Source organism: Cupriavidus pinatubonensis, assembly GCF_019602855.1.
Taxonomy (GTDB): domain Bacteria; phylum Pseudomonadota; class Gammaproteobacteria; order Burkholderiales; family Burkholderiaceae; genus Cupriavidus; species Cupriavidus pinatubonensis.
This window is the reverse complement of sequence record NZ_CP080766.1, coordinates 124918-149040: the sequence shown is the minus strand read 5'-3', so window position 1 is coordinate 149040 and position 24123 is coordinate 124918. Positions and strand designations below refer to the sequence as shown.

General features: G+C 62.9%; 24 protein-coding genes. 15 read left to right on the top strand and 9 right to left on the bottom strand.

The features are described 5' to 3' along the window. Window positions 1-58: 58 nt before the first annotated feature. From K2O51_RS00710 to K2O51_RS00700, 3 genes are all read right to left on the bottom strand, one after another. The gene (locus K2O51_RS00710; RefSeq protein ID WP_011300240.1) at window positions 59-226 is read right to left on the bottom strand and encodes a 2-dehydropantoate 2-reductase N-terminal domain-containing protein; all 168 of its coding nucleotides are present in this window, start codon (window positions 224-226) and stop codon (window positions 59-61) included. 76 nt (window positions 227-302) lie between these two features. Continuing rightward, entirely contained in the window at window positions 303-1640 is a 1338-nt protein-coding gene (locus K2O51_RS00705; RefSeq protein WP_011300241.1) for an MFS transporter, read from the bottom strand. A 185-nt stretch (window positions 1641-1825) separates the two neighbouring features. Further along, a complete protein-coding gene (locus K2O51_RS00700; protein WP_220630354.1) occupies window positions 1826-3016 on the bottom strand; it encodes a mandelate racemase/muconate lactonizing enzyme family protein in 1191 nt (396 codons plus the stop codon). A gap of 457 nt (window positions 3017-3473) precedes the next feature. Here K2O51_RS00700 and K2O51_RS00695 point away from each other — a divergent pair, with 457 nt between their 5' ends. Beyond that, entirely contained in the window at window positions 3474-3863 is a 390-nt protein-coding gene (locus K2O51_RS00695) for a cupin domain-containing protein (protein ID WP_011300243.1), read from the top strand. 126 nt (window positions 3864-3989) lie between these two features. After that, window positions 3990-4889: an N-acyl homoserine lactonase family protein gene (locus K2O51_RS00690; protein ID WP_140950826.1), complete on the top strand. Its 900-nt coding sequence runs from the start codon at window positions 3990-3992 to the stop codon at window positions 4887-4889. A 31-nt stretch (window positions 4890-4920) separates the two neighbouring features. Here K2O51_RS00690 and K2O51_RS00685 read toward each other — a convergent pair whose 3' ends face one another. Further along, a complete protein-coding gene (locus K2O51_RS00685) occupies window positions 4921-5832 on the bottom strand; it encodes a LysR family transcriptional regulator (protein ID WP_011300245.1) in 912 nt (303 codons plus the stop codon). 413 nt (window positions 5833-6245) lie between these two features. Here K2O51_RS00685 and K2O51_RS00680 point away from each other — a divergent pair, with 413 nt between their 5' ends. From K2O51_RS00680 to K2O51_RS00660, 5 genes are all read left to right on the top strand, one after another. Further along, window positions 6246-6530, top strand: coding sequence for a hypothetical protein (locus tag K2O51_RS00680; protein WP_011300246.1), 285 nt, complete (start codon window positions 6246-6248; stop codon window positions 6528-6530). 144 nt (window positions 6531-6674) lie between these two features. Then, a complete protein-coding gene (phbB, locus tag K2O51_RS00675; RefSeq protein ID WP_220630353.1) occupies window positions 6675-7418 on the top strand; it encodes an acetoacetyl-CoA reductase in 744 nt (247 codons plus the stop codon). A 91-nt stretch (window positions 7419-7509) separates the two neighbouring features. Beyond that, the gene (locus K2O51_RS00670) at window positions 7510-7764 is read left to right on the top strand and encodes a hypothetical protein (RefSeq protein WP_235679791.1); all 255 of its coding nucleotides are present in this window, start codon (window positions 7510-7512) and stop codon (window positions 7762-7764) included. Window positions 7765-7913: 149 nt separating this feature from the next. Beyond that, window positions 7914-8987 (top strand): maleylacetate reductase, encoded by a 1074-nt coding sequence (locus K2O51_RS00665; RefSeq protein ID WP_140950699.1) that lies wholly within the window; start codon window positions 7914-7916, stop codon window positions 8985-8987. Between the two features lie 38 nt (window positions 8988-9025). Further along, a complete protein-coding gene (locus K2O51_RS00660; RefSeq protein WP_140950700.1) occupies window positions 9026-9910 on the top strand; it encodes an NAD(P)-dependent oxidoreductase in 885 nt (294 codons plus the stop codon). Window positions 9911-9949: 39 nt separating this feature from the next. On the opposite strand, the gene K2O51_RS00655 is transcribed toward K2O51_RS00660, so the two are convergent. Then, window positions 9950-10864 carry a LysR family transcriptional regulator gene (locus tag K2O51_RS00655; protein WP_011300251.1) on the bottom strand — a complete coding sequence of 305 codons (915 nt, stop codon included), beginning with the start codon at window positions 10862-10864 and terminating at the stop codon, window positions 9950-9952. Between the two features lie 229 nt (window positions 10865-11093). On the opposite strand from K2O51_RS00655, the gene K2O51_RS00650 reads away from it, so the two are divergent. From K2O51_RS00650 to K2O51_RS00615, 8 genes are read left to right on the top strand one after another with little or no spacing between them, the layout of a single operon-like run. Next, entirely contained in the window at window positions 11094-12449 is a 1356-nt protein-coding gene (locus K2O51_RS00650; protein ID WP_220630352.1) for an amidohydrolase family protein, read from the top strand. A 9-nt stretch (window positions 12450-12458) separates the two neighbouring features. Beyond that, on the top strand, window positions 12459-13967 hold the full coding sequence (locus tag K2O51_RS00645) for a sugar ABC transporter ATP-binding protein (RefSeq protein ID WP_011300253.1): 1509 nt from the start codon (window positions 12459-12461) through the stop codon (window positions 13965-13967). After that, a complete protein-coding gene (locus K2O51_RS00640) occupies window positions 13960-14934 on the top strand; it encodes an ABC transporter permease (protein WP_220630351.1) in 975 nt (324 codons plus the stop codon). The genes K2O51_RS00645 and K2O51_RS00640 overlap by 8 nt, the downstream gene beginning before the upstream one ends. Further along, window positions 14931-15896, top strand: a complete 966-nt coding sequence (locus K2O51_RS00635) for an ABC transporter permease (RefSeq protein ID WP_220630350.1) — start codon at window positions 14931-14933, stop codon at window positions 15894-15896. Before K2O51_RS00640 ends, K2O51_RS00635 begins: the two co-directional genes overlap by 4 nt. A 52-nt stretch (window positions 15897-15948) precedes the next feature. Then, on the top strand, window positions 15949-16917 hold the full coding sequence (locus K2O51_RS00630) for a sugar ABC transporter substrate-binding protein (protein WP_220630349.1): 969 nt from the start codon (window positions 15949-15951) through the stop codon (window positions 16915-16917). A 30-nt stretch (window positions 16918-16947) separates the two neighbouring features. Further along, window positions 16948-17853, top strand: a complete 906-nt coding sequence (locus K2O51_RS00625; protein WP_220630348.1) for an intradiol ring-cleavage dioxygenase — start codon at window positions 16948-16950, stop codon at window positions 17851-17853. A 5-nt stretch (window positions 17854-17858) separates the two neighbouring features. Next, entirely contained in the window at window positions 17859-18161 is a 303-nt protein-coding gene (locus tag K2O51_RS00620) for a YciI family protein (protein WP_220630347.1), read from the top strand. A 52-nt stretch (window positions 18162-18213) separates the two neighbouring features. Next, window positions 18214-18537 (top strand): Dabb family protein, encoded by a 324-nt coding sequence (locus K2O51_RS00615; protein ID WP_011300259.1) that lies wholly within the window; start codon window positions 18214-18216, stop codon window positions 18535-18537. 71 nt (window positions 18538-18608) lie between these two features. Here K2O51_RS00615 and K2O51_RS00610 read toward each other — a convergent pair whose 3' ends face one another. The 4 genes from K2O51_RS00610 to K2O51_RS00595 all read right to left on the bottom strand — a co-directional run bounded on the left by K2O51_RS00610 (window position 18609) and on the right by K2O51_RS00595 (window position 24043). Next, complete coding sequence (locus K2O51_RS00610) at window positions 18609-19601, bottom strand: 2-hydroxyacid dehydrogenase (protein WP_011300260.1); 993 nt, start codon at window positions 19599-19601, stop codon at window positions 18609-18611. A gap of 58 nt (window positions 19602-19659) precedes the next feature. Next, window positions 19660-21252 (bottom strand): aspartate:alanine exchanger family transporter, encoded by a 1593-nt coding sequence (locus K2O51_RS00605; protein ID WP_011300261.1) that lies wholly within the window; start codon window positions 21250-21252, stop codon window positions 19660-19662. Between the two features lie 236 nt (window positions 21253-21488). After that, window positions 21489-22475, bottom strand: coding sequence for a Bug family tripartite tricarboxylate transporter substrate binding protein (locus tag K2O51_RS00600; RefSeq protein WP_140950707.1), 987 nt, complete (start codon window positions 22473-22475; stop codon window positions 21489-21491). Between the two features lie 107 nt (window positions 22476-22582). Continuing rightward, window positions 22583-24043 carry an amidase gene (locus K2O51_RS00595; protein WP_220630346.1) on the bottom strand — a complete coding sequence of 487 codons (1461 nt, stop codon included), beginning with the start codon at window positions 24041-24043 and terminating at the stop codon, window positions 22583-22585. Window positions 24044-24123: the final 80 nt, after the last annotated feature.

Genomic DNA, 24123 nt, shown 5'->3' with positions numbered 1-24123 from the left:
AATTGTTGCCAATTGAAGAGGGGCAACCCCGAAGCCGCAGCCGCAAGCCGTGTTGCCGTCACTTGGGCAGGCGCTTCCCAAGTCGCTCCGAGCCTGCCTGCCTCGCGCCGGACATCGTCGCACGCCGCGCGGGGCGCACCAGGAAGGTAACGTCAGCACCGTGTTGCACCAGCTGGCCACCGTAGTAGCCTCCAATTGCACCAGCACCCAAAACAAGAATTCGCATACGGGCCCCATCAGCAGAGGGTTGTACAGGGTCAGGACACGGCGGCTGCTCGTGCCCTGAAACGTCAGTCGGCAGTTCAACCGCCGATTTCCTCTCGCAGCAAATGCTGCGGCATGGCAGCAAGCAGGAGAACTGCCCCGAGTACCAGCGCTGCCGCGAAGGTGTACAGGCCGTAATCCAGCGACCCCGTCGTGGTCTTCACCAGGCCGAGCATGGATGGGCTGGCGAACCCTCCGATCAGTCCGATACTGTTGATTATTGCGATACCACCCGCAGCACCTGAGCTGGAAAGATAGGAGGTCGGGATCGTCCAGAACAGGGGCATCGCGGTCAGAACGCCCAGCGTAGTGATCGAAAGCACAGCCAACGCGACGGGCAGGCTGCTATGCACGAACGTCACGGCCACCAGGCCCATGGCGGCAACGATCATGCCGAGCGCGACGTGCCAGCGGCGTTCACGCGTCTTGTCCGAATGCTTGCCGACCACCACCATGCCGACGGTGGTGATCAGATAGGGAATCATCGTCAGGATGCCGATGTGCAAGGGGTTGGTCACGTGATAGCTGCGAACCATTTCGGGAAGCCAGAAGCTGATGATGTAAAGGCCCGCAGCAATCGTGAAATAAACCACTGACAACGCATACAGCCGCGGATCGCGCAGCGTCTTCAGGAAGGAGTGGTCATGGCCATGTGGGTCCGTGGCGCCCACTTCGCGTGCCACAACCTCTTGTTCCCTGGCGGACAACCAACTGGCATCGGCGGGCTTGTCGGCGAGCACAAAGAGGACGAGCACGCCGAGGATGACGGACGGGACCGCCTCGATGATGAATAGCCATTGCCAGCCATGCAGTCCGGAGGTGTCGCTGAGGTTGGTCATGATCCAGCCGGACAAGGGGCCGCCGATGATGCCGGATACCGCGATCGCCGACATGAAGAGCGTAATGATCTTGCCCCGCATCGCGGGCGGAAACCAGTATGTCAGGTAGAGCACGATGCCGGGAAAGAACCCGGCCTCGAAAGCGCCAAGGAAGAAGCGAGCCACATAGAACTGCGTCGGGCTCGTGATAAAGGCAAAACTTGCCGAAATGACGCCCCATACGACCATGATGCGCATCATGGTCTTGCGTGCACCAATTTTCTCGAGCAGCAGGTTGCTGGGCACCTCGAACAGGAAATAGCCAATGAAGAAGATGCCGGCGCCAAGGCCGTAGACAGCATCTGAGAAGCCGAGGTCATGCTTCATCTGGAGCGCGGCAAAGCCAATGTTTACGCGGTCCAGATAGGCAAACACATAGCAGATGAAAAGGAACGGAATTATGCGCCGCGTGACCTTGGCGTAGACACTTCGGACTTCGTCGCTCGAGTGTATGTCCGCAGTGCGCTGACGCGCCGCGGAGGTGGAGATTGTTGTCATGATCCTGTCATCCGTTCAGATTGTTGTGAGGTTGGTGGCTTCCGAGGGGAGTCTGGTCGCGAGCATCCACGACAGGTCTCCACCCCGCCTCGAAAGCTGACTGGAAGTAGTAGGTGGCAATCAGGCGCGACGGGGAAAAGCATTCCCGCCCTTGGCATCGATTCCCCGTGCGCCAACGGTTGGGCTCACAGACCAAGATGGCTGCGACGAACCTGCGGCGGATGGGCGCGCAGGGCCTCTTCGATGGGGTCGCAGCCCCATCCCGGCGCGTCCGGAACTTGAATGGCACCATTCACGATCTCAGGCGTACGGGTGAACAACTGGTCGTCCCAGGCCAGACGATCGACGTCAACTTCCATCACGCGCAGGTTTGGAACCGCCGCCGCGAAATGGACGTTCATCATGGTCGACAGGTGGCTATAGAAGTTGTGCGGGGCGATGTTGACGTCAAAGGCGTCTGCCACGCTGGCGATCTTCATGGCTTGCCACACACCATTCCAGACTGCGTCGACGATGGCCACATCCATTGACTGCGCCTGGAAGTAGGGCAGGAACTGGCGGATGCCAAAGAGCGTTTCGCACGCTGCAATCGGTGCGTGGCTCCGTTGGCGGATGTACGCCATGGCGTCCGGATTGTAGATATCGAGTTCTACCCAGAAGAGGTCGAAGTCCTTGATGGCGTTGATGAGCGAGAGGTAGCCCTCTGTACGCGCGTTGAAATTCAGGTCCACCAGGATGTCGACGTCCGGACCCGCACCATCGCGCAGCGCTTCGAGGTGCGCACGCAGATTGCGCAGCAATGCCTTGTCCACATTGAGCGACGGCGCGTAGGGCGAGCCGAAGCCGGCCATCCACTGTCGCGGCTTGCCGTTTTCATTGATAAAGAGATTGGTCTTGAGAGTGGAAATCCCGGATTTGCGTGCGTCCTCGCCAGCCTTCTTGACGCCGTCCAGATCGACGATCGCCGGTGGGTAGAGGTTTGGGTGGCTGATTCGCCAGGTTGCGCAGTGAGACCAATAGATGGGGATGCTGCCCCGGTGCTTGCCACCCAGCAATTGATAGACCGGTAACCCCAGCGATTTGGCTTTCGCGTCGAGCAGCGCATTCTCGATTGCCCCAATGGCCTCGGCGCTGAGCCCGTAGGGAGCGGGGCGCAGGGATGCCGCAAGCCGGCCATATGCCTCTTCGTGGTCATACACCGATTTCCCGACCAACCGCGCCCCTAGTTGCTCGATGACAGCGGTCAGACCCGGCGGCCCGAACGATTCGTCATATTCGCTCCAGCCGACGATTCCGTCCGATGTCACCACTTTCAGGAAGTAGTAGTTTCGCCACCCTGCATCGCAGGAAATGGTCTCAAAGTGCTCAATACGCATGGTTCTTTCGTCCGTGACAACAAACAACAAATAATTGTTAACAATTAACACGAAGCCTAGATGGAGCAATGCCGGGAGGCAACTAAGGTAAACCCGAGGTCGCCACGTGATTTCGCTTGGGTGGCGACAGAGTCGTTACGGCCATCACTTCCCTGCGCGAAGCGCGAAAGCGCAGCGGAAACAGCCACGCGGCAATCTCAGTAGGGGAAATTGGCGCCTCGTAATCGCGCCAGGCGCCCGAACACGCCTGCGCACCTCCAGTCTGAAGGCTGTATGGCTGACCGCCGGCGTCACTTGGATTGCTGCTGTTTCGTTGTAATCGATGAGCAGCCGGTGAGTTATTCCTCGATGTATCAATTCTTGTTCCCCGCGGGAGCTTCATCGAAAAAAAAGCTCAGCCTAAAGTCTGGCCGCGGACAACAACCGCATAACAACGATTCAATCAAGGAGAAGACAAATGTTATCCACGAAACGGTCATTGGTATTTTCCACGGCCATTTTTACGCTTGCCGCAGGCGGAACCAACGTGTTTGCTCAGGCGCGAACGACACTACAGACGATTGACTTCCCGCAGGGTTACGAGACCATGGCCGTTATTGCTGAACTCGAGCCGGGCGCCTGCACGAGCCGGCACGCTCATCCGGGGATCGAAAGCGCCTATGTGCTGGAAGGAGAGGCCGTCGCAAAGTTCGATAATAAGCCGGACCTGATCTTGAAAGCAGGGCGGCCGTTGCAATTCGGACCCCGGGAGATGCACACCGTGTGCAATACTGGGAGCGGGAAATTCAAGGCGCTTGCTCACTATATCGTAGAAAAAGGCAAGCCATTGGTGTTGCATGATCACTGATATTGATTGAATCACTTCAACAGCATTGCAATTGATTTGCCTTGGCAGCTTTCGTTGTCATGTTTTGGCGCGGTGCAGAGCCCGGTGCGGCGATAATCCGCGAATTTTCCCAGAGGATTAATAGTCATGCTGAGACAAACAAAAGCAGTGGCGTCATCGGTTTTGATTGCCTTCTTGCTAATGATGGAAGGTGCGTCCAGTGCGCACGCAGGAACTAAGCTCCCGGACCCAGTGAAGGCCGGTGTCGCCGAACAGCTCTTTCGACTGGATTGCGGCCGCTCGCTTGCGAACGATGAATCGGTATGGACGCCCGGCGAGAATGCCGGCCGCAGTATTGAATTCTCATCAACTTGCTGGCTGATAAGGCACGGCAGTGACTGGTTGCTTTGGGATACGGGTGTTCCTGAATCGGCGTTCAACGATCCCAAAGGTTGGTCCACCTTACCGAAATTGATCGTCTATCACCTAGACAAGACACTGACGGATCAACTTGCCGAAATCGGGCTGAAGCCGGGTGATATAGGTCGGGTTGCCGTTTCGCATACGCACGGCGATCACATCGGCAATGTGAACCTGTTTCCTAACGCCGCAGTTCTGATGCAACGGGCTGAGTATAGCTGGATACATTCCCCCAACGGATCGAACGAGAACGTAAATCAGTTGATGGCACTGGCGCGCAAGCTGCTGGGTACGCCGAAGAACTTGCAGCTTGTAGATGGCGATACCGATGTGTATGGCGATGGCAGCGTCGTTCTCATTTCAACGCCCGGTCATACTCCTGGCAGCCAGGCCCTGCTGGTGCATCTCAAAAATTCCGGCTTTGTCATCCTGTCTGGCGACGTTGTTCACCTGGAAGGGAATTTCGAGAGGAGCATAGTTCCATCCCTGAATACCGACAATCAAGAATCTATCGCATCGATGAATAAAATCAGGAAACTCATCGAAACCTACAAGGCGAAGCTCTTCATCAATCATGACAAGAAACAATCCGATCAGCTTAAGCTGATTCCTGCATTCTACAATTGAGGTTTCGGCGACCGGTCGTGAGGGCATGCCGTTATGCTGAGAATTTATCGACCAGGAAATCGACGAATGCGCGGACCCGGCGTGTGACGTAGCGTGCGGAAGGGTAGAGCAGCACGAAAGGCCGGGTACTGCCGCCAAATTCTTGCAGCACTTCCACGAGCGTGCCGTCCCGCAAATCCTGTTCCACGACAAAACGGTAAGTCTGGAACAGGCCTGCGCCGGCACGCACCAATGTCGCGCCACCGAGAATATCTTCGGAGGCTGCGTAAGAGCCGGCCGTCATGATATCCGTGTCCTCGTCGTTGACCTGGAACGTCCATGGGATCCTGCGGCCGCTGCTGGGGCGTTCGAACTGAATGCACTCATGCCTGGGCAGGTCGTCCGGCGACTCTGGCTTGCCGGCGCGCCGCAGATATTCGGGCGTCGCCACGACAACCAGCTCCGCATCTTCCAGTTTGCGTGCGATCAGATTCGAATCGTCCGGTGCGCGCCCGCGCACGGAGAGGTCGTAGGTGTCATCGGCAAAGTCCACGTTGCGGTTGCTGATGTGCACGTCGATTTCGACTTCAGGGTACAGCGACCGAAATTCAGGCAATACAGGCAGCACGCGATAGTGTGCATAAGGCGTTGGCAGGCTGATACGAAGCCGTCCTGCCGGCGCGGCTTGCTGGCCGCTGATCTGCCGTTCCGCGTCAACCAACTGCGCCAATGCGGCACGGCTCTGTTCGAAATAGACCCGTCCTTCATCGGTCAGGCGAATCTGACGTGTGGTTCGCACGAAGAGGCGCGCGCCGAGGCGTTCTTCCAGCCTTTGCACGGTGCGGCTGACCGCTGCTGGCGTCACGCTCGCGGCCACCGCGGCGGCGGTGAAGCTTCCGAGTTCGGCGGCAAGGCAGAACAGCTCGATGCTGCCTAGTTGGAGGTCATCGAATTGCCGTTTCATGTTCTGGTTTCTGTCGGAGGCATCTTGGTAATGGCGGGCCGGTGGCTGTAGCGACATCCGTAATGCTCGACTGGATGTTGTCGTGCCACCGCAAGCGAGAGGAGTGCAACAGCAGTTTAATATTGGGCAGTGAGGCTTTAGGCGGACATTTGGGCCAAAACCGGACATTACCGCTTTGCTGCTACAACCATTTTCCGCATAATCTATCTTATGTTAAATAAAGCACGTCTCCGTCCTTGAGTCCAACAACTCCGCTGTTCCCCGCGATTGCCCACCTTTCCGTTGGCCCCGTCCGAAATCTGAATATTACGTACATGTCTTCCCGGTTCCGATTGTCATAGGACTTCATTAGGCTGACGGCTCCAACGTATGGGTGCGGTTTTCTCGTCAAGCCATCAAGTCCGAGAGCACGATTGAGGAACAAGACGCGTCGGCTCACAGTGCGCTCCCGAAACGGCGCGCTTCATATCGTCCCGATCTGGCAGGCGCTGACGCAATACACAGAACAAGTTTGTCGCGTTGCTGTCCGCGTCGGTGATGCGGGCCGTGGTGGTGAAAGCCTGACGATTGACATCGCCGATATTGACGACTCACAGTTGCAGGACATCGCCACAAGGCTCAGCCAATCCCCGTGGCTGTTGACGACGACAGTTGAGCAACCTCCGCGCACCCACTCGCACGTGATCGCCCACCGATAAGCACTATGTTCCGGAACCTGGCCCGTCCAGGGTACGGAAACGGTACACCGCCTGGCGCCGATGGTCGATTGGCCATAGGCGCCAGGCCGGTCAATTGGGCAAATCAGCCCTGGCAGACAAAGACAGGACAGGAGACTTTCGATCATGACAAAGCGAATTGCGCTGGTAACCGGTGGCATGGGCGGCATCGGCGAAGCGATCAGCACCAGGCTGTACGACGCAGGCTATACGGTGGTGGTCACTCATTCGCCAGGCAATGAAGGCGTGGCGGACTGGCTGGCCCGCATGGCGGAAACCGGGCGCTGTTTTGCCGCCTACAGTGTTGACGTGTCGGACTACGCGTCGTGCCAGGCGTGCGTGGCGCGAATCCAGGAGGAAATCGGGCCGGTCGATATCCTGATCAATAATGCCGGCATCACGCGCGACAGCAGCTTCAAGAAGCTTGATAAGGTCAACTGGGATGCGGTGGTTCGCACCAATCTCGATTCCCTGTTCAATATGACCAAGCAGGTCTGCGATGGCATGGTCGAGCGAGGTTGGGGCCGCATTGTCAATGTGTCGTCCGTCATCGGGTCCAAAGGTGGATTCGGCCAGACCAATTACGCGGCGGCCAAGGCGGGCGTGCATGGGTTCACCAAGGCACTTGCACTGGAGGTTGCCAAGCGAGGCGTCACGGTCAATACGGTGTCGCCGGGCTATGTCGCCACCAAGATGGTCATGGCCGTGCCGCAGGAGATTCTGGATACCAAGGTGCTTCCGCAGATTCCCGTGGGGCGACTGGGCCAGCCAGACGAAATTGCCGCGCTGGTCCAATACCTGTGTTCCGCCGAGGCGGGTTTCGTCACCGGCGCCAATATCGCCATCAATGGCGGACAGCACATGCAATGAACGCGCATAATGAGTGGTAGGACAATAGCCGGGCAGCGTACTCGCGGGCGCGAACGCGCCCGGCTGCTGCTTGAGGAAATGGCAGGACCGCATGGATATGTCGCGTAAATCGATTTCAGCCCTGCCGAGCGGCCACTATTGGGCCGTGCCTCATGCCCCTGTCCTGCTGGACGGACCCGACGGACATGAAGAGGTGTTTCCTGGTGCCCATTGCATCAGCGACGGCAGGTGGGTCAGTTTCTACAGGGACGACGAAGAGGTCTGGTCGTGCAATGCCCTGTACGCTGCCGCCCATTTCGACTTTGTCCCCCTCCTGAGCACCACGCGCACGACGACGGACGCCTGACGCTCGGCCTGCCTTTGGTGCTCACGCGCCCCACTCCGATTCTTCCGCCTGCCTGAAGACTGTTTTCCTCGGGCCCTATTTCCTTTCTGCTCCCGGAAATATAGCGTTCTGTCTATCCGGTCCGAATGACCGCGCTTGTCAGCAAAACCATGAAATCGTCACAGCCATTCATCTATGAGGCCCACGCGGCGCGCGTCGTGTTTGGCGCGGGGTCTTCAAGCCAGGTTGCCGCCGAAGTCGAAAGGCTCGGCGCCAAGCGGGCCCTGGTGCTCTGCACGCCGAACCAGCAGGCGGAGGCCGAGCGCATTGCCGACTTGCTTGGCCCCTTGTCCGCAGGCGTGTATGCGGGCGCCGTCATGCACGTGCCGATCGAGAGTGCGCGCGACGCAACAGCGCGGGCGCGCGAGGCCGGAGCGGATTGCGCCGTGGCAGTCGGCGGTGGATCGACCACGGGACTTGGCAAGGCCATCGCCCTGGAAACGGGGATGCCGATCGTGGCGATCCCAACCACCTACGCGGGCTCCGAAGTGACGCCGGTCTATGGTCTCACCGAAGCCGGCACGAAGCGCACCGGCCGCGATCCGCGCGTGCTGCCGCGCACGGTGATCTACGATCCCGCACTGACCGTCGGCTTGCCGCGCGGCCTGTCCGTCACGAGCGCGTTGAATGCGATTGCCCATGCCGCCGAGGGCCTGTACGCGCGTGACGCCAACCCGGTGATGTCGCTAATGGCCGAGGAAGGTATTCGCGCGCTCGCCGCGGGCATTCCAGCGGTATTCAACGATCCGGGCGACCTCGACGCGCGTTCCCAGTGCCTGTACGGAGCGTGGCTGTGTGGCACCGTGCTTGGCGGCGTCGGCATGGCGCTTCATCACAAGCTGTGCCATACGCTGGGTGGCAGCTTCAACCTGCCTCACGCCGAAACGCACACCATCGTGTTGCCGCATGCGCTGGCCTATAACGCCGCCGCCGTGCCAGAGGCGATGGCCCGCATCCGCAGGGCGACCGGCGCCGGCGAGCAATCCGCTGCAGCGACGCTGTTCGACCTGGCCCAGCGCCATGGCGCCCCTGTCGCCCTGCGGGACATCGGCATGCGCGAAGAGGATCTCGACCGCGCGGCGGATATCGCGCTCGCCAGCCCCTACTGGAACCCGCGCCCGATCGAGCGCGAGCCGATCCGTGCCCTGCTCCAGGCTGCCTACGAAGGCGTGCGGCCGGACTGACGCTGCGTGGCACGCAGAATTTCCAGACAGGAGAAGATATGAGGATCGGATTCATTGGCACCGGCAAGATGGGCCTGCCGATGGCGCGCCACATCGCCGCTGCGGGCCATGACGTCGTCGCCTATGACATCGCGCCGGAACAGGCATCGGCGGCGCGACACGCCGGCCTGGCGGTGGCCCCGTCCCTTGCGGACGCTGTCAGCGCAGCCGAGGTCATTTTCAGTTCGATGCCGAATGACGGCGCGTTCAGTGCGGTGGCGGGCCAGATTGCCAAAGCGGCCCGGCCCGGCGCGCTCTATATCGACACCAGCACGGTCTCTCCCGCGGCGTCGGCGGCAGTAGCGCCGTTGCTCGCGGCGCGTGATATCGCTTATCTGCGCGTCACGGTGTCCGGCAACAACCACATGGCCGAGGCCGCGAAGCTCACTGCATTGGTATCCGGACCCGCAGACGCGTACGAGCGCATCAAGCCGCTGCTAGCCGCATTGGGTCCGGCCCAGTTCTATCTGGGCGATGCCGAACAGGCCCGGCTGATGAAGCTCGTCGTCAACCTGCTGATCGCGCTGACTGGTGGCATGCTGGCCGAGGCCCTAACGCTGGGCAGCAAGGGCGGACTAGAGTGGCAGGCGATGTGGGATGTGATCACGGCCAGTGCGGTCGCCTCACCGATCGTCAAGGCCAAGGCCGCACAGCTTGCCGTGCATGACTACACGCCGACCTTCACGGTCGAGCAGATGCTCAAGGACGTTGGGCTGATCCTGGATGCCGGCGCACAGCTGCACGTGCCGATGGGGCTCACCGCCCTGCTCGGCCAGATGCTGCATGGCGCCGCTGCGCAAGGCATGGCCGGCGATGACTACGCCGCCATCATCAAATCCGCTGCGCTGGCGGCGGGCATGCAGCCGGGTCAACGTCAACCATAGCCTCCGGCCCGCTCGCCACGCATTTGCAGAGCGGGCGCGTCACGACGTCCACTTGCGTTCGTAGTCCATACGCTCGAAGTGCGACACCAGTAGCTCGATAAACAGGCGTGTCCGCGCCGGAAGGTGCGTCCGGTTCTGGAACGCGATATTGATCGTGAGCCTGGGCAAGTCCCAGTCATCGAGCACCGGGATCAGCCGCCCGGCGACGATATCGTCATAAAGGATGTACTTGGGCTGGACGAGGATGCCCATGCCCTCCAGCGCCGCGGCGCGTAGTACCTGGCCGTCGTTGGATTCCATCTTGCTGCGCACCGTGACGACCTGCTTTTCGTCGCCGCGTGTGAACGAGAGTTCATTGGGGCGATTGGCGTACGAATAGATCAGCATGGAATGATCCGCCAGCGCTTCGACGCTGCGTGGAATACCGTGCGTGTCCAGGTAGCGCGGCGTGGCGGCCAGCACCCGGCGCGTCTGCGCAAGGCGGCGCACCGTCAGGTTAGAGTCCGGCTCGAACTCGCGCGTGCGGATGGCCAGGTCCGTGCCGCTGTCCATGATGTCGTAGTAGCGATTGGCCGCCAGCACATTGACATTCACCTTCGGATAGCGCGTCGTGAACTCCGGCACCAACGGTGCCAGATGCTTCATGGCGAACGACAGCGACGCAGTGATCGTCAGTGTCCCGCTTGGTTCCAGCACGGCGGCGCTGACGTCGGCTTCCGCCTCCTTCATCTCCGCCAGCAATTCCTTGCAACGCCGGAAGTACTGCTCGCCGACCTGGGTTAGGTACAGGCGGCGCGTGTTGCGCTCGATCAGGCGCGCCGACAGCCGCCGTTCCAGCGAACTCAGGTAGCGGCTGGCCGCGGCATTGGACATCTCGAGGCTTTCGGCGGCGCGCGAGATGCTGCCGAACTCCGCGGTCTGTACGAACAACTCGATTTCGGTCCAGCGATCCATGCGTTGTCTCCACCGCCTGCTACGCCGGCCGAGTTTTTCTCCAGGTGGAAGAAACATTTCCTCGGGCCGCGTTTTTTCTCGTTCGGAGGGAGTATAGACTCATCTGCGTCACGGCTGCAAACGTTTGTTATTGCCGCCAGACCGCAAAACAAAAGAAGACCAGAACGATTACGAGCACAAGGCGAAAGTGGCGTTGCCGCGTTGCCGCGTCGCCAAGGAGACAGGTTTTATGACGCGCACCCTGATTCGCGGGGCTACGCTCGTCACGATGGAAGCCGCCCATGGGGAGTTCATTGGCGACTTGCTGATCGAGGATGACCGGATAGCCGCGCTTGCGCCGCATCTCGATGTGGCGGATGCCGCCGGAACCGAGCAGATCGACGCACGCGGCTTCATCGTGGCGCCGGGCTTCGTCAACGCCCATATGCACACCTGGCAAACCGCCCTGTGCGGCGTCGCCGGCGGCTGGACGCTCACGGAATATTTCCGCCAGATGCATGCAGGGCTGGCAACGCGCTTTACGCCGGAAGACATCCACGTGGCCACGCTGGCCGGTGCATGGAACCAGCTCGACTGCGGCACGACGACGCTGGTCGACTGGTGCCACAACAACCCTACTCCGGCACATAGCGACGCGGCCATCGATGCGCTGGAGCGCTCAGGCATCCGCGCTGCGTTCCTGCACGGATCGCCGAAGCCTGATCCCAAGCCCGGCATGGCGCCGTTCTGGGAGACGCCGCACCCGCGCCATGAGATCGAACGTTTGGCGCAGCGCTTGCAGGGCTCGGAACTGGTCAGCCTGGGCCTGGCCATCCTTGGCCCACACTACTCCACCATGGAAGTCGCGCTGCACGATTTCGCGCTGGCCCGCGAGTTCGGCTTGATAGCCAGCATGCACCAGGGCGGCGGCGCGGCACGCACGCCCGACGGCTGGGCTCGGCTGGAAGCGGCCGGTCTGCTGGGCCCGCACATCAACATTGTCCACGGCAATGACCTTAGCGATGCCCAACTCGCGCGCTTCGTCGATGCCGGGGTAAGTTTTTCGCTGACGCCGGAAAACGAGCTGACGCAGGGCCACGGCTTTCCGATTACCGGGCGCCTGCGCAAGCTCGGCGTGGCGCCGTCGCTGGGCATCGATCTCGAGTCCGGCTTGTCCGGTGAGATGTTCACGGCGGCGCGCGTTGCGCTCGGCGTGCAGCGCGCGCTGGATCACGCGGAATACCGCGCGGAGCACGGAGTCATCGCGCCGCGCCACGAGGTGACCTGTCGCGAGGCGCTGGAGTGGATCACGCTGGCCGGCGCACGGATGCTCGGCATGGCGGACCGCATTGGCTCGCTGGCGGTCGGCAAGCAGGCCGACCTCGTCCTGATCGACGCGCAGCGGCTCAACATGATGCCCGTGCACGACCCCATCAACGCTGTCGTCATGCAGGCCAGCCTGGCCAATATCGACAGCGTCTTCGTGGCTGGCGTCGCGCGCAAGCGGCGCGGCCGGCTGTTGGCCGATGGCGTGCCGCGCACGCTCGACGCGCTGCGCGCATCCGGCGAACGGCTGCTTGGCGCACAGGCCCACGCCCTTGCATAGGAAACCCCCATGAACGCGATGACCCAGGTCAGCCCACTGCTCGAGATGCGTGGCATCTGCAAAACTTTTCCAGGCGTCAAGGCGCTGGACGACGTCTCCTTCGACATCTATCCCGGCGAGGTGCACATGCTCCTTGGCGAGAACGGCGCAGGCAAGTCGTCGCTGATGAAGGTGCTGTGCGGCGTTTATGTGGCCGATGCCGGCGAGTTCCACCATCAGGGCCAGCGCGTCGAGGTATCGGGGCCGGCGGACACGATGCGGCTCGGCATCGCCGTGATCTTCCAGGAATTCTCGCTGGTGCCCTACCTCGACATCGCGCAGAACATTTTTCTTGGCCGTGAGCCGCGCGGACGGGTGCCGGGCTCGGTGGACCATGCAAAGATGCATGCCGAAGCGCGGCGCCTGCTGGACACGCTCGGCATGGACATCAGCACGCATACGCCCGTGCATCGCCTGGGCGTGGCGCAGCAGCAGATGATCGAGATTGCCAAGGCGCTGTCGCAGAACGCACGCATCCTCGTGCTGGATGAGCCCACGGCCGCTCTCTCCGAGCGCGAGACCGAAAAGCTGTTCGGCGTCATCGCACGCCTCAAGGCCGACGGCGTGTCGATGATCTATATCTCGCACCGCATGGCGGAAGTCTTCGCGCTCGGTGACCGCATCACCGTCATGCGAGACGGCCGCAAGGTCGGCAGCTACATGCCCGGCGATGCCACGCCTGATGAACTGGTGGCGCGCATGGTCGGCCGCAAGGTGGACATGGGCTACACCCGCACACGCGGCGGCCCGGTCGGCGAGGTGGCGCTCGACATGCAAGGCGTCAGCGCTGACAACGGCATTGACGACATCACGCTGCAGGTGCGTGCCGGTGAGATCGTCGGGCTGGCCGGGCTCGTCGGCTCAGGGCGCAGCGAGGTCGCGCGGGCTGTGTTTGGCGCGGACCCGGTGCGCGCGGGCGAAATCCGCATTTTCGGCAAGTCCATGCGCGGCGGTCCCGACAAGGCACGCGCGCTCGGCGCGGCGCTGATCCCCGAAAGTCGCAAGACCGAAGGGCTCGCGCTGATCCGCTCGGTGCGCGACAACCTGCTCCTGGCCGGCCTGCGCCGCGCCTTTCCCGCACACTGGTATCGCAGCGGCAAGGCGGCGCAGCTGTCCACGCGCGAGATTGGACGGCTGCGCATTGCCACGCCGAGCGGCGACCAGCTCGCGCAGTTCCTGTCGGGCGGTAACCAGCAGAAGATCGTGATCGGCAAGTGGCTGGTCGCCGAATCGCGCCTGTTCATTTTCGACGAGCCTACGCGCGGCATCGACGTTGGCGCCAAGGCCGAAATCTTCGCGCTGATCGACGGGCTGGTGAAGCAAGGCGCCGCCGTGCTGCTGATCAGTTCCGAGCTGCCAGAGATCATCAACGTATGCGACCGCACCTATGTCATGCGCGGCGGCCGCGTCGCCGGCGAGCTTGCGCATGACGCCATGACCGAGGAAAGCATTCTGCAACTGGGGATGAACGATGCCTGATACGACTGCCGCCACCGCCTCCCGTGCCCTGCCCCTGGCTTTCGTGCCAATACTCGGCAAGCTGCCCGGCGCGGCCTGGGTGCTGCTTCTGCTTACCGTTGCCTTCGCGGCAATGGGCCAGGGCTTTCTGTCGACAGCCAACCTGCTCAATGTCGGCACGCAATCCACGATCCTGCTGCTGATCGCGCTGCCGATGACGCTGATCATCATGACCGAGGGGCTGGATCTCTCCATGGGTGCCGTGCTCGCGCTGTGCGGCGTAGTGCTTGCCATGGTGATCGTGGCCACCGGCTCGCTGCTGCTGGCCCTGGCCGCTGCCATCGGTGTGGGGCTCGCGTTCGGCCTGCTCAATGGCCTGCTGGTGGCACGGCTGGGCATTCCGCCGTTCGTGTCGACGCTGGGCACGCTGGGTGTTGCCCAAGGTGTGGCGCTCGTATTGACCGACGGGCAAAGCGTGGTCGGCGTCGGCGACACGATCCCCCTGCTCTATTCCGGCGAACTGCTCCGCATTCCTGTGCCGCTGTGGCTGGCCGTTGCCACCTACGCCCTCTTCCACTGGCTCTTGTATCGCACACGATTCGGCGCCTATGTGTTCGCGCTCGGCGGCAACCGTGAGGCGCTGAAGTTCGCAGGCGTCTCCGTCAATCGCTGGCTGATCGCGGTCTACATGCTCGGCGGCGCCATGGCGGGCGTAGCGGCGCTGCTGCTGACCGCACGCATGAATGCCGGACACCCGACCGCCTCCATCGGACTGGAGTTCGAGGCGATTGCCGCGGTAGCCGTCGGCGGCACCACGTTCGACCGCGGCAACGGCTGGCTGCCGGGCACGGTGCTTGGCGTGCTCGCCGTCGGCGTGCTGCGCAACGGCCTGAACCTGATCGGCGTGCAGTCTTCGGTGCAGGTGGCGGCCATCGGCCTGCTGGTGCTGGTGGTCCTGTTGATCGAATCCTTCAAGGGGAACGCATGAGCTCCGCCATCCTGAACATGCCGCTGTCCGCGGACTCCCGCGCGTTTGTCGGCCGCCTGCTGGCGCTGGCCGTGCTGTGCGCGCTGCTGTCGGTATCGTCGGACGCGTTCCTGACGCTGGGCAACCTGCTCAATGTGCTGCGGCAGGCGAGCCTGCTGTTCCTGCTCGCTTCTGGGCTGACGCTTGTGATCCTGACGGGCGGCCTCGACCTTTCCGTCGGGGCCAACGTGGCGATGTCCGCGTGTCTGGCGGCAAGCGTCATGAAGGCGACGGGATCGACCATGCTCGGCGTAGGTGCCGGTCTCGGTTGCGGCGTGCTGATCGGCCTGGCGAACGGCCTGCTGGTGGCTGCGCTGCGTATCCCGCCGTTCATTGCCACGTACGGCATGTTGTGGGTGCTGCATGGCCTGACGTACTGGTTCATGGCGGGTGAAACCATCCACGGATTCGCGCCGGAATTCCGCGCCATCGGCAGCGGCTACCTGTGGGGCGTGCCAGTGCCCGTGTTCCTGATGCTCGCCTTCCTGACAGCCGGCACGGTGATCTCCCAGAAGACCACCTACGGCCAGGAGATCTATGCGATCGGCGCCAACCCGGTCGCGGCGCGGCTCTCTGGCGTGCCGGTAACCCGTCGCCTGCTGCTGGTCTACGTGGTCAGCGGCGCCATGGCCGGGCTGGCGAGCCTGGTGTTCCTGGCGCGCCTGAACTCCGCCGAAGGCGATATCGGCGAAACGCTCACGCTGCCGGCCATCGCGGCGGTGCTGATCGGGGGCACATCGCTGTTCGGCGGCGTAGGGCGGGTATCCGGCACGCTCGTCGGCGCCATCCTGCTGACGCTGGTGCTCAACGGCATGAACCTGCTCACGGTCAGCGCCAACTGGCAGCCGCTGGTGACCGGGGTCATCGTGGTGCTGGCGGTGTTCCTAGACACGCTGTCCCGTCGCCGTCTCGGCAAGTCATGAAGCAAGTTCCCACACGTACGGAAAACATTCCAACGATCCCAGGAGAGAAGACATGCAAGCACGCAACCTGAAATCACTCGCCGCCCTGCTCGCGTTCGGCCTGCTGGCCATGCCCGCCGCGCATGCGGACGGCGAGCGCATTGCCGTCTTCACCAAGAAACAGACCAACCCGTATTTCCAGGTCCTGCGTCAGGGCGCGGATTCGGCGGCCAAGAGCATGAACGCGCGCATTACCCACTACATCCCGACCAAACCGGACAGCATCCCCGAGCAGATGAGCCAGATCGAGGACGTGATCGTCAAGAAGGCCGACGCCGTGGTGTTCGTGCCGGTCGACTACAAGGCAATGGGCCCCGGCGTGAAGAAGATCAATGCGGCCAATATCCCGGTGGTCAACGTGACCGACCGCAGCGACGTGGGCAACTTCGTCTCGTTTGTCGGTGCCAGCGACTATGACCTTGGCCTGAAAACCGCCACCTACCTGTTCAAGACCATGGGCGGCAAGGGCAATGTGGTGGTGCTCGAAGGCATCAAGGGTTCGCTGACCAATGTCGACCGCATCCGCGGCGTGCAGGATGCGCTCAAGGCCTTCCCCGGCATCAAGGTGGTGGCGTCACAGCCGGCTAACTACCAGCGCCTGCAAGCCCTGCAGGTGATGGAGAACCTGATGCAGTCGTTCCCGAAGATCGACGCCGTCTTCGCCGCCAACGACGCCATGGCCATCGGCGCGATCGAAGCGCTGGAGGGCGCCAACCGCAAGGCGCTCGTCACCGGCATCAACGGCACCAAGGAAGCGATCGACGCCATCAAGGCGGGCACGCTGCTCGCCACCGGCGACTACAACGGCTTCGTACAGGGATGCCTGGGCACCATGGCCGCCATCCGCAAGCTGCGCGGACAGCCGGTCAGGCAGGACATCGTGCTGCCTGCTACCGTAATTGACAAGACCAACTACCAGCCGCTCGACGTGCCCGCCGACAAACGCGCCTGCCCCCGCTGGGAAGACGCGACCAAGGCCTGACGCGCGCGGGTTTTTCCAGGAGCTACAACCATGCGCAATCTCGACGAAGAAACCATCACCCAGGCAGTGCTGGCCCGCAATGTCGATATGAAGGACCGCCGCCTCAAGGAGGTCATGACCAGCCTGATCCAGCACCTGCACGCGTTCGCGCGCGAGATCAAGCTGACCGAGGAGGAATGGGCGGCGGGCATCCAGTTCCTGACCGAAGTGGGCCATACCTGCAGCCCGAGCCGGCAGGAGTTCATCCTGCTGTCCGACACGCTGGGCCTGTCGACGCTCGTGACTGCGCAGAACCACCGCAAGCCGCGTGGCTGCACCGAGGCGACCGTGTTCGGGCCGTTCTATGTGGACGACGCGCCTGACTATGAACTCGGCGACGACGTTGGCAATGGCATGGCCGGCGAGCCCTGCTATGTCAGCGGACAGGTGCGCAGCATCATCGGCGAGGCCGTGCCCGGCGCGAAGATCGAGGTCTGGCAGGCGGATGCCGATGGCTTCTACGATGTGCAGAATCCTGACCGGAGCCATGCACAGGGCCGCGGCACGCTGACGGCCGATGACACCGGTCACTTCCGCTTCCGGTCTATCGTCGCCGAGTGCTACCCGATCCCGCATGACGGCCCGGTCGGCCGCATGCTTGACGCCATGGGCCGGCACCCGTGGCGGCCGGCTCACCTCCATTTCATGATCTCCGCGCCCGGCTACGAGACGCTGGTCACGCACGTATTCCGCAACGACAGCGACTACCTCGACTCGGACGCCGTCTTCGGCGTGCGTTCGTCACTGGTGGCGGACTGGGTCCGGCATAAGCCGGGCAGCACCCCGGACGGCGGAGAAAGTGCCGTGCCCTTCTATACGCTCGACTACGACTTCGTGCTCAATCCGGCCGCCCCGGCCGCCCCGGTACCCGAAAGCCCCCAACAAACAACGAGGTAAGCGCCATGCTTTACGCATTCCACCTGATCGACAAACCCGGTGTTGGCGAGTTGCGTCTGAAGGTCCGCCCGGATCACAAGATCTACCTGGGCGCCGTCAAGGATCAGATCGCGTTTGCCGGTCCGCTGCTTGCCGAAGACGGCGAGACCATGGTCGGCAGCCTGCTGGTGATCGATTTCCCGTCACTGGCCGCCGCACGCGAGTGGCTGTCCCGCGAGCCCTTCACGCGTGCCGGCATCTATGCCACCAGCAGCGTACTGGCCTTCAACAATATGTGGCCGCAGAAGACCGGCTTTCCCGCCGCCTGAGCCGCGGCGCCGGACCCTTACATCAGCCCTTACATCAGCCCGGGAGCCGATCTTGGAAGTCGTCAAACATATCGTGATGTGGAACCTGCGCGGGCAGACCGAGCATGAAAAGCGCGATGCGATCGCTCAGCTCAAGGCGGCCTTTGAAAGCCTGCGCGGCCGGATTCCGGGCATGCGCCATCTGGAAGTCGGCGTGGACTCGAGCCGGGTCGACTATGCCTGCGATGTGGTGTTGTACACGGAGTTCGACTCGCATCACGCGCTCCAGGCCTATACGGACCACCCTGAGCACCTGCGCGTCAAGCGCGAGCTTGGCGACCTGCGCATTGCGCGGCACCAGGTCGACTACCACGGCGAGGCGCTGCAAAGTGAGTAAGGAACTGGTCGACAATATCCGGCTGTTCGCCGCTACGCCCATGAACGGCAACATCGAGCGATTCGAACCCCTCAGGCCTTGATCTCATTCGTCAGCGCCAGCCCGGACTCGAATTCCGTCATGCTGCGCAGAGTCGTCTGGCAGATCGTGGACACGGCTTCCCGCGTGAGAAAGGCCTGGTGACCGGTCACGATGACGTTGGGAAACGAGACCAGCCGCTGCATCACGTCGTCGGCAATGATGGTGCTGGAGAGATCACGGAAGAAAAGATCCGCTTCCTGCTCGTACACATCCAGCGCCAGCCCACCCAGCTGGCGGCTCTGCAGTGCATCGATGGCGGCCGCGGTATCCAGCAGGCCGCCGCGGCTGGTGTTGACAAGCAGTGCCCCCGGCTTCGCGCGCGCCAGAGCGTCGGCATTGATGATGTGGTGCGTCTGCGGTGTCAGCGGGCAATGCAGGGAAATGATGTCGGCACTGGCGCCGATTTCGCCAGGCTGGGCGTAGCGGCCGCCCAAGGCCTCGAATTCCGGTGAGGGATATGCATCATAGCCGATCACTTCGCAGCCAAACCCGAGCATGATCCGGGCAAATACCCGCCCGATCTTGCCTGTGCCGACCACGGCCACGGTCTTGCCGCAGAAGTCGAACCCCATCAGGCCATCAAGCGAGAAATTGAAGTCTCGCGTACGGTTGTAGGCGCGGTGGATCTTCCGGTTGATGGCCAGCAGCAAGGCTACGGCATGCTCAGCCACCGAATTGGGGGAGTACGTGACGACGCGTACCACCTTCATGCCGAGACTTGCAGCGGCGCCGAGATCGACATTGTTGAATCCGGTGCAGCGCAGCGCGATCAGCGACGTGCCGCCACGCCTGAGCGCATCGAGCACGGCGGCATCCGCCACATCGTTGACGAAGATACAGACCGCGCCATGGCCGGCGGCCAGGCCGGCCGTGTTGATGTCGAGCGGGACGTCGAAGAAGTCGAGTTGATGGCCTTCGGCAACATTGGCGGCGTCAAGATACTCTCGGTCGTAAGGCTTGGCGCTGAATACGGCAGCTTTCATCGCTTCTCTCCGGATCGGAACGAGGTCCCCCGGCTTCGGGCAGGCATGCCAGATTGCCCTACCCGCCAGCCAGGACCATGACAATCTCCACAAACAGGATTTTTGTGACCGTCATCGAAGGAAAGATCATGGCGTAGCCGATATCGGGCTGCTCCGTGGGCGCTACGCGGTTGGCGAACGCCAGGATTGCCGGATTACCGGTCGCGCCGCAGATGACGCCGGCGGTGACATCGAAGGGCATCCTGAAGATCCACAGGCAAGCCAGTGCCGTGACCAGCACGAGCACCAGCACAATCAGCACGCTGTAAAGGAGCAGTGAAGCGCCGGTGATGGCAATGGTCGAGAAGAATTTCGGTCCTGACGATATGCCAACCTGTGCCAGGAAGATAGTGAGCCCGAGATTGCGCAACACCAGATTGGCGGAAAGCGGCATGGTCCAGACCAGCGGGCCGGACCGGCGGATCTTGCCCAGATACAGCGCAACCAGCAGCAGAGCCGCCAAGCCGAGGGTCAGCTTGCCGGCGCCGGGGATCGGCAACGGGATCATGCCCGCCAACAGGCCGAGCGCCGCGCCGATGCCGATGGAAATAAAGCTCAGTTCGGCGGTCCCCTTGATGGAGTCGCCGAAAAGCTTGCGCATGGCCTTGGTATGAGCGCGATTGACCAGCACTCCTACCCGGTCGCCCACTTCGAGGATGAGTTCGGGGGTTGGCAGCATGTCGGCGTCGCCCCTTCGTACCTGGACGATCGAACCTGTAATGCCATCGGGAAAGCGGATATCGCGTAGCGCAAGCCCGACCACGGCGCGGCTTGAGGCAAACAAGCGGACATAGTCCAGGTCCTCGCGGTGACTGCTAATCCGGCCGGGCTGCAGTTCCCCCAGCAGGCCAGCAGCTTCCCGAAGCAAGGCCGGCTCCGTGGATGTCGCGAGCAGAACGTCGTCCTGGCGCAGGACAAGGTCTTCGGTCGGCAGCTGGTTATGGTGCTCGCGACGCACCGCGGCAATGGCGAGTCCAACTGGCAGGCGCGCCTTCAGCTGGGCAAGCGTGAGGCCGACGATCTCGGGGTTGCGCAGGGAAATCTCGCCCGTCTCGAGGATCTTGGCCGCTGGCGCCTCGATTTTCGCTTTCAGCAATACGCTGAGGGCATAGAGCAACAGGATCGGGCCCGCGACCCCGAACGGGTATGCCACGCTGTAGCCAACCGCCGCGCCATCGCCCTTCATGGCCGCAATGACGGCCTGCAATGTCGCGGTGCTGGTCCCGGTACCCGCAAAGATACCCAGCGACTCATCGAGCCGCAGGCCGAACAGCGGTACCAGCGCCAGCGACGCCATGCCGGCACCGATAACACCCACAGCCGCGGCGGCATTGGCCTTCAGACCGCGGACGCTGGTCAGCCCCTCGAAGAATTGGGCGCCGTACTGGATGCCAATGCCATAGAGGAACAGCAGCAGGCCCAGGGTCCCGACCAGCGCAGGCGGTGCCGCTTTGGGCGCGAAGCCCCCGATCGCCAATCCGACAAACAGGACGGCTCCGGATCCCAGCGCGACGCCTTTGATATTGATTTCGCCGACAACGTAGCCCAGTGCAATCGTAAGGAGCAACGTGAACAAGGGCTGGGTTTCGAACAATACCCGGACTGCATCCATCGCCATCTCCTTCTGGCTGGAAGATCAGCAGGACGGGCCGGTATTGCCAGCGGAAAGGGACAAGCAGGCGAGCGCATGCCCTTCCCCCTCTGAGCCCGAATATGCAGAGTAGGTCAATTGTGGCTGACGTCAAAGATTCCACTGTTGCGCGCATCGGAGTGCCGGACCGGTTAGCGCGGGGACGGGTACTCTCCGGGCATGCGGTGCATGCTGCCCGGCCGTCGGTCCTCCGCGCCCTACTCCGCCCGAATATCGGCCCTTGCCGCCACCGCGCGCATTTCCGGCAGCTCCTTTTCGACGCGCGCCTTGACGGCGGCGCCATTGCCATAAGCTGGCGTCAGCGCCAGCTCGACCATCCGCGCTTTGGTTGACGGCGCGTTGGCGACTTCCGCGAGCGCCTTTTCCAGCTTCTGGGCGACCGGCGACGGCAGCCCTGCCGGCGCCATCAGTGCGAACCAGGTCCCCATCTGGAAGCCCGGATAGCCACTTTCGGCCACTGTAGGCACCTGTGGCAGCGCCGGTAGCCGTTGCGCCGAAAGCACCGCGATTGGCTTGATCTTGCCGCCCTTGATCAGCGGCAGGCTGGCGACCACGGTATCGACGGCGACCTGGACCTGCCCGCCGGCCAGCGCGGTCAGGCTCGGGGCGCTGCCATTGAACGGCACGTGAACCATGCGAATACCGGTGGCGGATTTCAGCATCTCGCCGCCGAAATGGACCGACGATCCCGCACCGAACGAGCCGTAGGAAAACTTGTCGGGGTTCGCCTTTGCCTGTGCCACCAGGTCCTTGAGCGAGTTCACCGGAACCTCGGGGTTGGCAACCAGTACGAGGCTCATGTCGGCAACGAGCCCCAGTGGCGTGAAGCTCTTGACCGGGTCGTACGCGATGTTCTGGCGGATCGCAGGGTTCAGCGTGAGTGTGGTACTTGCGGCCAGCAGCAGCGTGTAGCCATCGGGCGGGGCCTTGGCGACCTGTGCGGCGCCGACTACCGTGCTCGCGCCGGGTTTGTTCTCCACCACCACCGTCTGGCCTAGCTTCTCGCCAAGGCCAACCGCCAGCAAGCGGCCCAGCAGATCAGTGGCCCCGCCAGCGGCAAAGGGCACCACGAGCCGGATCGGCCGGTCCGGATACGACGGACCCTGCGCGGCGGCAGGCGCCGTGGCCAGCATGGCGGCCAGGCCGGTGCATGCAAAGAAAAGCTTGGTGGGGGTTACGGTCATCGGTTCAACTCCTGCCTGCTGTTTGGGGGAAGACGAAGCCATGCGGTCAACACGGCCAGCAGCTTGCTGCCCGTGGACAAACTCGATGTGTCGGTCGGGTCGGGCACCTACGCCAGCCAGGGGCTGCGCACGCGCGAGAAGCCGCCTGCCTGGTCATAGGCGTGACCAAGCTGCAGCACCTCCGCGTCCGCCTGCGCCGGGCCGATGATCTGGATGCCGGCCGGCAGCCCGCCGCGGCCAAATCCCGCGGGCGCGGCCAGCGCGGGCAGGCCGGCCATGGTCGCGGGCACCACGGCCTGCATCCAGCGGTGATACGTGTCCATGTCGCGCCCGTCGATCGCATGGGGCCAGTCCATATCGGCGTCGAACGGGAACACCTGCGCGGCCGGCATGACGAGGTAGTCGAAGCGCTCGAACAGTGTGCGCAGTGCCTGGTACCACGTGCTACGTATCGCCATGGCCTCGTACACGCGGGAGCCTGACAGCGCCAGCCCGCGCTCGATTTCCCAGACGGCTTCCGGCTTGAGCAACGCGCGCTTCGCGGGATCGCGGTACAGCGCGCCGTTGGCGCCGGCCACAGCAAAGCTGCGCAGGTCGATCCATGCGTGCCACAGGCGTTCGAGGTTGAAATCCGGCAGTGCGGCATCGACTGTGCAGCCGATCGCCCGTAGATGGCTGAGCGCCATGACGCATGTATCAAGCAGGCCGGGTTCGGTCGGCAGGTGGCCGCCGAGGTCGCCGAGCCAGCCAATGCGCACGCCAGCCCAGTCGCGCTCGGGCGGCAGCGCAAAGCTGCCGGGCGCTTCGGTGCGGCGCGTCAGCGGCAAGCGCGCGTCGAAGCCCGCCTGAACCGACAGCAGCAACGCCAGGTCCGGCACATTGCGCGCCATCGGGCCGGCTACGCTGAACTGCTGGAAGAACACTTCCTCGGACGGGCCATGCGGCACGCAGCCGAACGAGGTGCGCAGCCCATAGACATGGTTGAACGCGGCCGGCGTCCGCAGCGATCCCATCATGTCCGAGCCATCGGCCACCGGAAGCATGCGCAGCGCCACCGCTACGGCCGCCCCGCCGCTGCTGCCGCCGGCCGAGCGTGCCGGATCCCAGGCATTGCGCGTGGTGCCGTAGATCGGGTTGTACGTGTGGCCGCCCAGGCCGAACTCGGGTGAATTGGTGCGGCCGACGAACAGCGCGCCGCCGGCGCGCATGCGTTCGAAGACCACTGCGTCGGTCTGGCTGACTTGTCCGGCGAAGATCGGCGAGCCCTTGGTGGTGACCATGCCGGCGGCCGGCATGATGTCTTTGGGCGCCTGCGGAAAACCGTGCAACGGACCGCGGCTGGCCCCCCGGGCGAGTTCGTCATCGAGGCCCGCCGCCTGCTTTCGCAATGGATCCCGGTCCATCGGCGCCACAATGGCATTGACGCGCGGGTTGTGGCGGTCGATCTGGCTCAGGTAGGCATCAAGCACCTCCACGCACGACACCTCGCGCGCATGGATGGCCCGGGACAGGGCAACGGCGTCGAGATCAATGATGGAATCGGTCGGAATGCTGGGAATCGCGCTCATGGGAAGCCTGTCTCCTGTCTGGTCAGGAAAGAGCATAGGGGCGGCGTGGTTTTCCTACAATCGAGGAATTTTTCAAATAC

What these genes read in the sequence shown, in the direction of transcription:
- K2O51_RS00645 (WP_011300253.1), top strand. Translation starts at nt 12,459, where the DNA reads ATGAACGCGATGACCCAGGTCAGCCCACTGCTCGAGATGCGTGGCATC.
- K2O51_RS00685 (WP_011300245.1), bottom strand. Translation starts at nt 5,832, where the DNA reads ATGAAACGGCAATTCGATGACCTCCAACTAGGCAGCATCGAGCTGTTC.
- K2O51_RS00665 (WP_140950699.1), top strand. Translation starts at nt 7,914, where the DNA reads ATGAAATCGTCACAGCCATTCATCTATGAGGCCCACGCGGCGCGCGTC.
- K2O51_RS00710 (WP_011300240.1), bottom strand. Translation starts at nt 226, where the DNA reads ATGCGAATTCTTGTTTTGGGTGCTGGTGCAATTGGAGGCTACTACGGT.
- K2O51_RS00625 (WP_220630348.1), top strand. Translation starts at nt 16,948, where the DNA reads ATGCGCAATCTCGACGAAGAAACCATCACCCAGGCAGTGCTGGCCCGC.
- K2O51_RS00600 (WP_140950707.1), bottom strand. Translation starts at nt 22,475, where the DNA reads ATGACCGTAACCCCCACCAAGCTTTTCTTTGCATGCACCGGCCTGGCC.
- K2O51_RS00670 (WP_235679791.1), top strand. Translation starts at nt 7,510, where the DNA reads ATGGATATGTCGCGTAAATCGATTTCAGCCCTGCCGAGCGGCCACTAT.
- K2O51_RS00705 (WP_011300241.1), bottom strand. Translation starts at nt 1,640, where the DNA reads ATGACAACAATCTCCACCTCCGCGGCGCGTCAGCGCACTGCGGACATA.
- K2O51_RS00650 (WP_220630352.1), top strand. Translation starts at nt 11,094, where the DNA reads ATGACGCGCACCCTGATTCGCGGGGCTACGCTCGTCACGATGGAAGCC.
- K2O51_RS00595 (WP_220630346.1), bottom strand. Translation starts at nt 24,043, where the DNA reads ATGAGCGCGATTCCCAGCATTCCGACCGATTCCATCATTGATCTCGAC.
- K2O51_RS00660 (WP_140950700.1), top strand. Translation starts at nt 9,026, where the DNA reads ATGAGGATCGGATTCATTGGCACCGGCAAGATGGGCCTGCCGATGGCG.
- K2O51_RS00630 (WP_220630349.1), top strand. Translation starts at nt 15,949, where the DNA reads ATGCAAGCACGCAACCTGAAATCACTCGCCGCCCTGCTCGCGTTCGGC.
- K2O51_RS00605 (WP_011300261.1), bottom strand. Translation starts at nt 21,252, where the DNA reads ATGGATGCAGTCCGGGTATTGTTCGAAACCCAGCCCTTGTTCACGTTG.
- K2O51_RS00655 (WP_011300251.1), bottom strand. Translation starts at nt 10,864, where the DNA reads ATGGATCGCTGGACCGAAATCGAGTTGTTCGTACAGACCGCGGAGTTC.
- K2O51_RS00640 (WP_220630351.1), top strand. Translation starts at nt 13,960, where the DNA reads ATGCCTGATACGACTGCCGCCACCGCCTCCCGTGCCCTGCCCCTGGCT.
- K2O51_RS00700 (WP_220630354.1), bottom strand. Translation starts at nt 3,016, where the DNA reads ATGCGTATTGAGCACTTTGAGACCATTTCCTGCGATGCAGGGTGGCGA.
- K2O51_RS00690 (WP_140950826.1), top strand. Translation starts at nt 3,990, where the DNA reads ATGCTGAGACAAACAAAAGCAGTGGCGTCATCGGTTTTGATTGCCTTC.
- K2O51_RS00620 (WP_220630347.1), top strand. Translation starts at nt 17,859, where the DNA reads ATGCTTTACGCATTCCACCTGATCGACAAACCCGGTGTTGGCGAGTTG.
- phbB (WP_220630353.1), top strand. Translation starts at nt 6,675, where the DNA reads ATGACAAAGCGAATTGCGCTGGTAACCGGTGGCATGGGCGGCATCGGC.
- K2O51_RS00695 (WP_011300243.1), top strand. Translation starts at nt 3,474, where the DNA reads ATGTTATCCACGAAACGGTCATTGGTATTTTCCACGGCCATTTTTACG.
- K2O51_RS00635 (WP_220630350.1), top strand. Translation starts at nt 14,931, where the DNA reads ATGAGCTCCGCCATCCTGAACATGCCGCTGTCCGCGGACTCCCGCGCG.
- K2O51_RS00610 (WP_011300260.1), bottom strand. Translation starts at nt 19,601, where the DNA reads ATGAAAGCTGCCGTATTCAGCGCCAAGCCTTACGACCGAGAGTATCTT.